This window comes from Patiriisocius marinistellae (genome assembly GCF_009014635.1).
GTDB lineage: Bacteria > Bacteroidota > Bacteroidia > Flavobacteriales > Flavobacteriaceae > Patiriisocius > Patiriisocius marinistellae.
On sequence record NZ_BKCF01000006.1, the window covers coordinates 115,744 to 127,065 of the forward strand.

Genomic DNA, 11,322 nt, shown 5'->3' on the forward strand with positions numbered 1-11,322 from the left:
TATGAACATTTGTTTTGTAGTTAGTGAAATTGAAACCGAAGGCGTTGGTACTTCTGTTATATTATTAAAGAAAGCTTATGAAAGGGGTCACACTGTATATGTTATGGGTGTAGGTGATTTTATATTTCACCATGACTCCCCAATGAGTTTGCGTTGTAAGAAATTGAAAAATAACATAGAATATAGTTGCGCTGAAGAGTTTTGGGTACAAATTCAAGAAGATACTAAAAAACGTAAATTAGTTACTAGTCAAGACATTGACGTAATGTTCTTAAGAAATAATCCTACAGAAGAATCAAATGACAGGCATTGGGCAGAACATAGCGGAATTGCTTTCGCTAGAATGATCCAAAAAGAAGGGGTGTTAGTTTTAAATGATGCCTTTGCTATGTCCCATGCTTTTATAGATAAGCTTTATTTTGAAGAGCTTCCTTCTTTAATTAAGCCAGATAGCATCGTAACTAGAAGTTTAGAAGATTTATTAAAATTCTGGGAAGAAGTAGGTAAGAAAATGGTGCTAAAACCATTAGAAGGATCTGGAGGTCAAAATGTATATCTTATTGACGAGGATAAGAAAAATATAAATCAAATTTTCGAAACTATAAGTGAAAAAGGATATGTTATTGCTCAGGAGTTTTTACCAGAGGTTTCAAAAGGAGATGTTCGTGTAATTTTAATGAATGGAAAAGTATTAGAAGAAAATGGAGAGAAAGCTGTTATAAGAAGAGTAAACAGTGATAAAACCGAGTTTAGAAGTAATCTAGCATTAGGCGCTAAGGCTAAAAAGACTAAGTACACCAAAGAAATGAAAAGAATTGTTGATATTACCGCACCTAAGCTTATTAAAGATGGTTTATTTTTCGTGGGACTTGATATTGTTGATAATAAGTTAATAGAAATTAATGTACTAAGTCCAGGAGGTTTAGATTATTGTGAAGCTATTGGACTTCCTGATTTCACCGAAACAGTAATTAAAGCAATTGAACGCAAGGTAGAATATAAAAAACTTTATAATAATAGCCTTAGCAACAGAGAGCTAGCGACGATGGACTAAATTTTGAAATGATATTTTTCAAAAAACTATAAAATTTTATTTAAAAATGAATAAGGAAAGAATTATCGATACTTATACTAGCGGTTTTAGTGGTTCATTACTAATTATAACTGTTGCTGTACATGGTAATGAACCAAGCGGAATTAATGCATTAAAAAATGTATTTAAAATTTTAAATCAAAGGTCTCCTAAAATCGAGGGTAAAATCATTGGAATTATTGGAAACTCAGAAGCTTTGAAAAAAAAGGTTCGCTTTATTGATGAAGATTTAAATCGTACTTGGATAAAAAATAAAATTGAAAAAAATAAAAATTTAACAAGTGAAGAACTCGAAATGCATGACATAATCGATAAAATTAAAGGTATTCAAAATAATAAATTTTCCCAGACTTATTTTATAGATTGTCACACTACCTCGTCTGCAAGTCTCCCATATATTTCTGTACAACAGTTAGGAGAGAACAATAGATGGGCACAACAATTTCCTATTCATATTATTCGAGGATTTTCTGATATCGTTACCGGCACGATTGATGGATACCTTAGTAATCAAGGTTATACTGGTTTTACAGTAGAAGCTGGTCAACATAATGATTTAAATAGCGAACAATACCATGAAGGATGTATTTGGATTGCACTACAAGAAGCGTGTGGCTTAGATTTTAACCAACTTCCAGATATACCGCAAGCCGTATTAAAAACTATGAATGATACCCCCGCCCAAAAAACATTTAATATCATCCATCGTTTTGGATTACAAGAAAATGACGATTTTAAAATGGAACCTGGGTTTAAAAATTTTCAATCTATTGAAAGAGGTGAACATATTGCAATGCTTAATGGAAAAAAAATAAATAGTGTTTGGGACGCGTTCATATTTATGCCTTTATATCAACCTCAAGGGAACGATGGTTTTTTTATTGTTGAAGAAATTAAATCTTAATAATTTAAAATCGCCCTTTATACTTTTCAATTTTTATTCAAATTATTTTAGCATGGTCATAAAATTTAATAAAAAAAATTGTAAATTTTTAATATTCTCTAGTTAAAGAAAGTTAATATTTTTTATTTTTTTAGCGGTTTTTCTATTTTTAAATTATGGAAAAGATATTAGTAGCAGGTGCAACAGGCACTACCGGAAAAAAAATAATTGATTTATTAAATAAGTCAGGAAAGTTTACTCCAGTTGCAATGGTTCGAAATGAGTCACAGCAATCACAGTTTAAAAAGGAGAATATAGAGACTGTAATGGGAGATTTGTCAGAGGATGTTTCTCATACCACAAAAGGTATTGATCGCGTTATATTTGCAGCTGGTTCTGGTGGCAAAAATGTTTATGACATTGATCAAGAAGGAGCAAAAAGATTAATAGATGCTTCAAAAAAAGAACGTATCAAAAAATTTGTCATGTTAAGTTCTATGGGAGCAGATAATCCTCAAGGAGAACTCAAAGAGTACTTACAAGCTAAACAAAATGCGGATCAATATTTAGATATAAGTGGTTTAACATTTACAATTGTTCGCCCTGGAACATTAAATAATGAAGAAGGGATTGGGAAAATTAAATTAAGTCATAAGTTGAATGAGCGAGGTGAAATTCCTAGATGGGACGTAGCAAGAACGCTTGTAAAAAGTCTTGACAATGAAGTCGCAAAAAATCAATCATTTGAAATTTTAAGAGGTGAAACAAGTGTCGAAGAAGCTGTTGAAAACTTTAAGGTATTGAGTTAATAGAATTCTAAAAAAAATAAAAACCAGAAGCTATATGTTATTCATATAACTTCTGGTTTTTTTAAAATTCATATTTCAGAAGAAAAAATAAATCCTTCAAAAATATTAGACCTACTTTATTTTAATCGTTTGTAATTTTTTAATTTTAATTATTCCAAGAAAATTTAATACACGCATAATTTGATAAGTGACATCAATTTCATGCCAACGCACACCACCAAAGTTAGCTCTAGAAGCAAATTTATGATGGTTATTATGATATCCCTCACCCATCATTAAAAAATCAAACTTAAATAAGTTCTTTGAAGTATCCTTTGATTTAAAGTTTACATATCCATAAATATGACCATACCAATTAATTATAACTCCGTGAATAGGTGCCATAAATAAAGCTACAGGAAGAAATAACCATTGCCACCAAGCGGTAGCAAAAGCCAGAAAAAATCCAAAATATGCTATTGCCCATAATAATCTTGAAACCCAAGAACTAGCAAAAGCATCAAAGCGTTCCCATTGAGGAACATTTTTTGTAAATTTTTCATCTACATCAATCTTTTTTTGATTGATGTCCGCATATATATTTTTAGTTCTCCACATCATCGCAAATACGTTAACATCATATTTAGGGGAGTGAGGATCTTTTTCTGTATCTGCATACGCGTGGTGCATTCTATGCATTACTCCATACCCATAAGCGCTCAAGTAATTTGAACCTTGAAAAAACCATGTAAGTATAAATGTAAGTTTCTCTATGCCTTTTGACATAGTGAAAGTCTGGTGAGCTGCATATCTATGAAGAAAAAATGTTTGAAAAAACAAACCTCCATACCACAGTACTACTATAAATATTAAAATTGTCATTGTTCTTTTTTGTAAAGGTATTAGCAAATACAAAGCCAAACAATGAACCTCAATTAACTAATTCGTTTTCTAATTCTACTTAGACCTTGAGGAGTTACTCCTATGTAAGAACTCACGTATTTTAAAGGAATTATAGAAACAAGCTCAGGACGTTCTTTAAATAAATTTAAATAACGCTGTTCTGGTGTTTCGTTTAATAAAGATTGTTCTCGTTTTGATTTTAAATAAAACAAACGTTCGGCAGTAAGTCTTCCTATTAAATTACCTATGGTTGTAGTGCTATATACCTCTTGCAAGTCATTATAAGACATACTAAACATAGTTGTATTTGCAAGTGTTTCTAATTCATAATTAGAAGGTTTTCGTGTTAAAAAAGAATCATAGGCACTTACAAATTGATTTTTAAAACAAAAACCAAAAGTAACTTGCTTCTCTTTTAATTCTTTAGGAATATAAAAACGAACTACCCCTTTTTGTATAAAAGATATATTATTTTCAACTGCTCCTTCTTTTAAAAAAACAGTCTTTTTCTTAAGCTCTTTTTTAACTAATCTAGAAGAAAAGTTATTCCAGTCTTTATCCGATACTTCAGAAATAGTTTCTAAATATTCACGAATAAATTGTAATTCTGAAATCAAATAATGTGTATTAATTAGTAATTAGACTAAATTATAAAAAATAAAATTCTCTAAGGCAGCCACTTTTTATCAAAATTAGGTGCTCTTTTTTCTAAAAAGGCATCGCGCCCTTCTTTTGCCTCATCAGTCATATAAGCAAGGCGTGTTGCTTCACCAGCAAATACTTGTTGTCCTACCATACCATCATCTGTCAAATTCATAGCAAATTTTAGCATCTTAATAGATGTTGGACTTTTCCCTAAAACCTCTTGTGCCCAATCAAATGCTGTTTGTTCTAGTTGATCGTGAGGAACAACCGCGTTTACCATTCCCATTTCATATGCTTCTTGTGCTGAGTAATTCCTACCTAGAAAAAAGATTTCACGAGCTTTTTTTTGACCCACCATTTTTGCTAAATATGCACTTCCATAACCTCCATCAAAACTGGTTACATCAGCATCTGTTTGTTTAAAAATAGCGTGTTCTTTACTCGCTAAAGTCATATCACAAACCACGTGTAATGAATGTCCACCACCAACTGCCCAGCCTGGTACTACACAAATAACAGCTTTTGGCATAAAACGAATCATACGCTGTGCATCAAGTATGTTCAAACGGTGATATCCATCATCCCCAACATAGCCTTGATGACCTCTTGCCTTTTGGTCGCCACCACTACAAAAACTATAAACACCGTCTTTACTCGAAGGTCCTTCTGCAGATAATAACACAACTCCTATACTTGTATCCTCTTGTGCATCGTGCAATGCATCAAGTAGTTCTGCCGTAGTTTTTGGTCTAAATGCATTACGTACATCTGGTCTATTAAATGCAATTCTGGCTACATTATGAGATTTTTTATAGGTAATATCTTCATATTCTTTGACAGTTTTCCAAGCGGGTTTCAACATAATCGTTATTTTTACTTCAAAGATAAAAAATGTTTGTGGTTTTGGGGCTCACAGATTAGATCTGCTAAAGAAAAAAAAGCATTTTTTTTAAATAATTTTGAATGAAGATTAATTAAATTTTATTTGATTAAATATCTTAGAATTTTAAAAATATCAACAAATGTTTAAATGGTCTAAATTTATTCAATCGTTAATATTTCAGAAGTCATAAAAAATTAAACAAGCCACACTTTGAGTCTCCAAAAATATCCTGTAAAATATATAAAATCTGTGACAATAGCAGATGGTAGTCAAATGGTTTTAAGACCCATGCACCCAAGTGACGCAGACAAAGCTGCTGCATTTAGAGCTTCTTTAACAGATGATACATTAATGGCGCGGTTTCTTGGATTTATCCCAAAAATCACAAGTAACTTAATCTCACAATTAGTACGCGTAGATTTTGCAATAGAAATGGCTATAGTTGCAGAAATTACCATTAATAATAATAAAATTGTAACAGGTGTTGGACGTATTGCAAAGGATTTTTCAAAGGAAAACACTGCAGAACTTGCAGTTATTGTGGTTGATAAATGGCAAGGTAAAAAACTAGGCACACAGCTTATTGAATATATGATTTATATTGCTGAAGATATGGGTTATAAATGCTTAACAGCTGTGATTTCTGGTTATAATGAACGTATTTTGAAGATGCTAGAAGGCAAGGATATTACTAAAGAGTTTACTGAAGAAGGACACGTACGCATAAAAATAAATCTTACTTAAAATGAAAACAATAAAAAAAGTATCAATACTTCTATTATTAGTAGTTAGCAACATTACCATGTTTGGTCAAGAAGCCTATACATTTAGAACTGTTATTGATCTTGAAACAACACCTGTAATTAGTCAAGGCCGCACGGGAACATGCTGGAGCTATTCGAGCACATCGTTCTTAGAGTCTGAAATTATTAGGCTCACCGGCAAAGAGGTTGACCTTTCTGAAATGTACACCGTGCGAAATACCTACCCAAAAAAACTAGAAAATTTTGTAATGCGCCAAGGAAAATCACAGTTTAGCGAAGGTGGACTTGCACACGATGTTATGAATAGTGTTGCTAGCTACGGTCTTGTTCCTGCAGAATCGTATAGCGGTTTATTTGCTTCGGAAACGTTGCATAATCACGCAGAGCTCGTTGCTGTTTTAAAAGCGATGGGAGAAACTTATATTGAAAATCCTGCTAGAAAATTAAGTAAAAAATGGAAACCTGCGACTGAGGCTGTATTAGATATTTACTTGGGAAAAAACGTGACAAATTTTAGTTTTGAAGGAAAACAATATACTCCTCAAAGTTTTGCAAAAGCTATGAAAATAGATCCCACAGATTATATAACCGTAACTTCATTTACTCATGCGCCATTTTATCGTCCTTTTATCTTAAATATACCAGATAACTGGAGTTACGGCAGTATGTATAATGTCCCTCTCAATGAGATGATTACTACAATTGATAACGCATTATCAAAAGGATTTACTGTAGAGTTAGACTGCGATGTTAGTGAAAAAACCTTCTCATCAAAAAATGGAGTTGCGGTTATTCCTGCTTCGGAAATGAATAACACCCAAGCCTTAACTTCAATTTATCCAGAGCGAAATGTAACACAAGAATATCGACAAGATGAGTTTGAAAATTTTACAACTACCGATGATCATTTAATGCATATTACAGGAAAATTGCTTGACCAAAAAGGTAACACATACTATAAAGTGAAAAACAGTTGGGGAACTGACGAGTCAAAAAACGCAAACGGCGGTTACGTTTATTTTAGTGAAGCATATATGAAGTTAAAAGCAATTAGTATTACATTACATAAAGATGCGGTACCAAAAGCTACAGCTAAAAAATTAGCATTGTAATTTTAAAGTATGAACTCAAAGGTTGAAGCTTATATTAAAAAAAGCGACAAGTGGCAAGCTGAGTTAAAAGCCTTGAGAAGCATTGTGCTTGATTGCAATTTAACCGAAGATTTTAAATGGCGAAATCCATGCTATACTTTAAATTACAAGAATATAATTATCCTTGGAAGATTAAAAGAAGCTTGCACACTAAGCTTTTTCAAGGGTATGCTTTTAAAGGATACTGAAAAAATTTTAAACTCTGCAGGTCCTAACTCACGTTCAGCAAAAATAATCTCATTTAAAAATCTTGAAGAAATTTTCGAATTAGAATCCACACTTAAAAACTACATTTTAGAGGCAATTAAAATTGAAAAAAAAGGACTAAAAATCGATTTAAAAAAGGATGACAAACTTGATTATCATGAAGAATTAAAAATAGCTTTTAAAGAAAACCCACTTTTAGAATCGGCATTCCTAAATTTAACTCCAGGTCGCCAAAGAGGTTATATTTTATATTTTGAAAGTGCAAAACAATCTAAAACCCGCACTGCAAGAATAAATAAATACGAGCAACGCATTATAGATGGCAAAGGTTTTCATGATTGTGTTTGTGGCCTTTCTAAAAAAATGCCTAGTTGCGACGGCTCTCATAAATATATTAAGAGTTAACATTTGGCTTAAATTTTGATACCTTTGTGATGATGAAAAAATTACTCTTTTTAGGTTTATTACTCCCATTAATGGCATGGTCTCAAAATGATTTTGAAACGCGTTACTTTACCATTGATGCTGAGTCACTCCCAGAAATTCCCGAAGTAGCATTCATCCCAAAAAAACAACAATTAGAAAATACAGGGACGCTAACATTAGAAAAAACACCAACGTTTAATAGTGTTTTAGATGCCTACAAAATTAGTACTGACAATTACTGGCAACCTGTGGACATGACTGTTGCTCTAGGTGGTTCTACAGTTAATTACAGTGATCCATCTCTTCGATTAAAAAAATTGCAGGAAAAACAATTTGGTTTCACAATTACAGGTAATGGGGGAAGGAGTTCCTTTGAGTTTTCAGACGGTCAAACTACTGTTCGTAATAATGTTTATCAAGAACAGAGACCATTTTATATTCATCAAAACAATCAGCCACGCTATTACCGTAATCCCTTCTATTTTCAAGAAGTTACACCTATTAGAAATTAGCTAAAAGTATCTCAATTTTAATATTTCAGCATAGCATTACTTATATCTCCAACTCGTCAAATCTGCTCCTTTGGGAGCACTTTCTTCAATTCGCTTCATAATTTTTGGTAAATACATACTATTATAACGCAATCTTGTAATATGGTTGGGCTGTGTAGGATCACCATTCCAGCAATGCTCTGCTCTATCACCGTAAGCAACTTCACCTTCATAATACGGTTCAGAAGTATTTTCTAAGAAATCCTCCATTAAATAAACAGCGTTATTCAAATAATAATTATCCATATCGCCACAGTAAATATGGATTTTTCCTTTCAATTTTTCTCCTAGCTTACTCCAGTCTCTTTCAAGAATATAACGCAAATCATAATTCTCTTTCCAATGGTTTGCTACCTCTTTGTTGATATCTCCAGTATATTTATCCCAAATGCGTTGTGGATAACCATCGTTACCTAAAGGTGAATAGGTAGCCTCCCAAATATCCCATTGTTGCCCCGAACGTGACTTATCTCCTAAAACTAATTCTAAGTGATTTGCTCTTCTTAAAGTAGTATAAACCTGACCTAGGTAATCTCTTTTTCCAGGAACTTCTATTGCGTTAAAATCACTATCATAATAATATGCATTTTCATCCTCATAAATATTTGTCAAACAATAGGCTCTAAAATCTATGGGATCTGGACATGCAGCAAAACAGCCATTGTATTCATCAGGATATTTAACTTGTACCGCAAGAGACTCCCAGCCTCCTGTTGAACCACCGTATAAAAATCTTGACCACCCCTCGCCTATTCCTCTAAATTTTTCTTCAATAAACGGTATTAATTCATATGTAATAGCATCGCCATAAGGTCCTTGTGCCGCAGAGTTGACAGCATAACTATCATCATAATAGGGCGTAGGATGCTGTATTTCAATTATCAGCATTCTAGGAAAGTCTGGCTCATTCCATCGTTGATAAAAATCGTATGCCTCTTGTTCTACAATTTTATTATACCCATCTACTTTGAAACGGTCTGAATATTCAGATTCCATATTTGGGTCCAATGGTTCAGTTCTCCAATCACCAAAATCACTTGGAAAATGTCCTTGAAAAACCATTAATGGATACTTTGCTTCTGGATGCTTGTCAAAATCCTTCGGCAATAAAACGTGAGCGCCTAGGTAAGTATCTTTTCCGTAGAACTTAGAAAGCATATCACTTTTCATCTTAATGTGTTTAACCCACTCCGTATCCTTTGGCTCCTCAATAGGCGGAATAACTTTATCAATAGTAATGTTTATTTCTGAAACGTTACTAGCATCAAAACTTAGTTGTACAGGTTCATTATACATATTTCCTGGAGATTTATTCCACTGCTGTCCTTCGCCATTGTCCATAGGTAATTTAACCGTATGTCCCGTTGACAAATTAAAAGTCTCATAGGTGTGTAATAATGCTTGAACGTAATAGTCTCCTTTTGGAACTTTAGAAAGGCTATCAAATGGAAAACCAAAATCTTCGTTTGTAAAAGTTACAGTGCCGCCTGGTTTTAAACCTTCTACATTTTTACCAAAAATCAACTGTGTTTTGAGTCCGTCGTTTATTTGAAATCTTGGTTCGGCTTCGTTATTATTCGATAACATTAATAACATTCGGCCGTCAAAACTTTCGCTATCAAAATCTTCGCTAAGTGTAATGGTTACTCGAGGGTCTGTCGTTTTTTGCTTTTCGGAACAAGAAATAAATAATAATTGAAAAATAAATAGCGAGGCAATGGAGAATAGTGTCGTTTTCATAGATGGTGTAGTTTCCTATAAAAATACAACTATGAAGCGATTTTTCAATCACTAAAATAGTAATGATTGCAAATTACTCGTCTGCTAATAAAGAAATACCATCTTCTTTAATGGTAATTTGTTTATCCTTATATAGTGTTCCAATTGCTCTCTTGAAACTCTTTTTACTCATACCAAGCTCATTTTTTATATCATCTGGCGCACTTTTATCATGCAGAGGTAAGAATCCGCCAGCAGCTTTAAGTTCATCAAGAATGAAATTTGCATTAGGTTCAATACTACGATATCCAGGAGCTTGCAATACAACATCAATTTTTTTATCATCACGTACGCGCTTGATAAAAGCCTTCATTCTATCACCCGTTCTAATATCTTCAAAAATTTCATCTACAAAAATAAGTCCTTTGTGAATTCCGTTTATTATAACATTTGCTCCAAGGTCTGTCAAATGTGTTACAAGAATATCTACTTCATCAAATTTTTCTAGCGTTACATTATCGTTATTTAAAAACTTATTTGTTTTACTAGAGCCCACGAGTCTATCCGTTTTTTCATCTAATGAAAGGTGTATAATATACCAATTGCCTACTTTCATAGGGCGTGCTTGTTCTTTAAATGGTACAAAAAGTTGTTTTTGTACTCCCCAATCCATAAAAGCTCCATATTGATTAACATCACTACAATGTAAATAACCAAAATTATTCAACGTCACATACGGCGTCAACGTAGTTGCTACGGGACGTTCCTCATAATCAAGATATACAAAAACCTCCAGCATATCTCCTATTTCAAATTGCTCAGGTTTGTAACGGTGTGGCAACAATACCACATTTTCCTCATCATCACCAAGGTACAATCCTGGTTCTGTCTCTCTTAAAATTTCTAATGTATTATAGACACCTAAATTAATCATAGTCGTTCCCTAAAAGGGCATTTTTAAATAAGACTACAAAGGTAGCGTTTAACTACCAAAATATTAAATATTGGATAGATGATTGTTTTTGAAAAATTAATTTATGTTTTGATTGAAATAATATTTTCTTCGGAAATTTGAGCTACATAAAAATTGAAGTGTATTCATTGCTCTTCTCTTAAAACAAAACCCCCGCTACAGTATATTGTAACGGGGGTTGTCGTTTTATAGATATTGCTTAAAGCCTTTTATCTCTTTAAGGTAAAATGTCCTTTTATTTCTTTTCTTACTTCTTGTTCTGTGTACTCTACTCTAAACCAGTAGTCACTCGATGGTAACATATTACCATTGTACGTACCGTCCCATCCTGGGGTA

At 32.8% G+C, this 11,322-nt stretch carries 13 protein-coding genes; 7 read left to right on the forward strand and 6 right to left on the reverse strand.

The window, feature by feature from the left end; translation table 11 throughout:
* The first annotated feature begins 1 nt into the window (after position 1).
* The 3 genes from GB234_RS13750 to GB234_RS13760 all read left to right on the forward strand — a co-directional run bounded on the left by GB234_RS13750 (position 2) and on the right by GB234_RS13760 (position 2,785).
* Entirely contained in the window at positions 2-1,054 is a 1,053-nt protein-coding gene (locus GB234_RS13750) for an ATP-grasp domain-containing protein (RefSeq protein ID WP_151895160.1), read from the forward strand.
* A 46-nt stretch (positions 1,055-1,100) separates the two neighbouring features.
* Positions 1,101-1,997, forward strand: coding sequence for a M14 family metallopeptidase (locus GB234_RS13755; protein WP_151895161.1), 897 nt, complete (start codon positions 1,101-1,103; stop codon positions 1,995-1,997).
* Between the two features lie 155 nt (positions 1,998-2,152).
* Entirely contained in the window at positions 2,153-2,785 is a 633-nt protein-coding gene (locus tag GB234_RS13760) for an SDR family oxidoreductase (protein ID WP_151895162.1), read from the forward strand.
* Positions 2,786-2,896: 111 nt separating this feature from the next.
* On the opposite strand, the gene GB234_RS13765 is transcribed toward GB234_RS13760, so the two are convergent.
* The 3 genes from GB234_RS13765 to GB234_RS13775 are packed head-to-tail and all read right to left on the reverse strand — an operon-like array spanning position 2,897 to position 5,174.
* Positions 2,897-3,646 (reverse strand): acyl-CoA desaturase, encoded by a 750-nt coding sequence (locus tag GB234_RS13765; RefSeq protein ID WP_151895163.1) that lies wholly within the window; start codon positions 3,644-3,646, stop codon positions 2,897-2,899.
* A 53-nt stretch (positions 3,647-3,699) separates the two neighbouring features.
* A complete protein-coding gene (locus GB234_RS13770; protein ID WP_235906145.1) occupies positions 3,700-4,284 on the reverse strand; it encodes a Crp/Fnr family transcriptional regulator in 585 nt (194 codons plus the stop codon).
* Between the two features lie 50 nt (positions 4,285-4,334).
* Positions 4,335-5,174 (reverse strand): 1,4-dihydroxy-2-naphthoyl-CoA synthase, encoded by an 840-nt coding sequence (locus tag GB234_RS13775; protein ID WP_151895164.1) that lies wholly within the window; start codon positions 5,172-5,174, stop codon positions 4,335-4,337.
* A gap of 231 nt (positions 5,175-5,405) precedes the next feature.
* Here GB234_RS13775 and GB234_RS13780 point away from each other — a divergent pair, with 231 nt between their 5' ends.
* The 4 genes from GB234_RS13780 to GB234_RS13795 are packed head-to-tail and all read left to right on the forward strand — an operon-like array spanning position 5,406 to position 8,255.
* Positions 5,406-5,939 (forward strand): GNAT family N-acetyltransferase, encoded by a 534-nt coding sequence (locus tag GB234_RS13780; RefSeq protein WP_151895165.1) that lies wholly within the window; start codon positions 5,406-5,408, stop codon positions 5,937-5,939.
* A 1-nt stretch (position 5,940) separates the two neighbouring features.
* Positions 5,941-7,071 carry a C1 family peptidase gene (locus GB234_RS13785; RefSeq protein WP_151895166.1) on the forward strand — a complete coding sequence of 377 codons (1,131 nt, stop codon included), beginning with the start codon at positions 5,941-5,943 and terminating at the stop codon, positions 7,069-7,071.
* A gap of 9 nt (positions 7,072-7,080) precedes the next feature.
* Complete coding sequence (locus GB234_RS13790; protein ID WP_151895167.1) at positions 7,081-7,722, forward strand: DUF1801 domain-containing protein; 642 nt, start codon at positions 7,081-7,083, stop codon at positions 7,720-7,722.
* A 32-nt stretch (positions 7,723-7,754) separates the two neighbouring features.
* Positions 7,755-8,255, forward strand: a complete 501-nt coding sequence (locus GB234_RS13795; protein ID WP_151895168.1) for a hypothetical protein — start codon at positions 7,755-7,757, stop codon at positions 8,253-8,255.
* A 36-nt stretch (positions 8,256-8,291) separates the two neighbouring features.
* Here GB234_RS13795 and GB234_RS13800 read toward each other — a convergent pair whose 3' ends face one another.
* The 3 genes from GB234_RS13800 to GB234_RS13810 form a co-directional block, all read right to left on the reverse strand.
* Positions 8,292-10,034 carry an alpha/beta hydrolase-fold protein gene (locus GB234_RS13800; RefSeq protein ID WP_151895169.1) on the reverse strand — a complete coding sequence of 581 codons (1,743 nt, stop codon included), beginning with the start codon at positions 10,032-10,034 and terminating at the stop codon, positions 8,292-8,294.
* A 73-nt stretch (positions 10,035-10,107) separates the two neighbouring features.
* Positions 10,108-10,947, reverse strand: a complete 840-nt coding sequence (locus GB234_RS13805; RefSeq protein ID WP_151895170.1) for a CvfB family protein — start codon at positions 10,945-10,947, stop codon at positions 10,108-10,110.
* Positions 10,948-11,195: 248 nt separating this feature from the next.
* On the reverse strand, positions 11,196-11,322 hold a 127-nt coding region (locus GB234_RS13810), incomplete at its 5' end, for a T9SS type B sorting domain-containing protein (protein WP_151895171.1).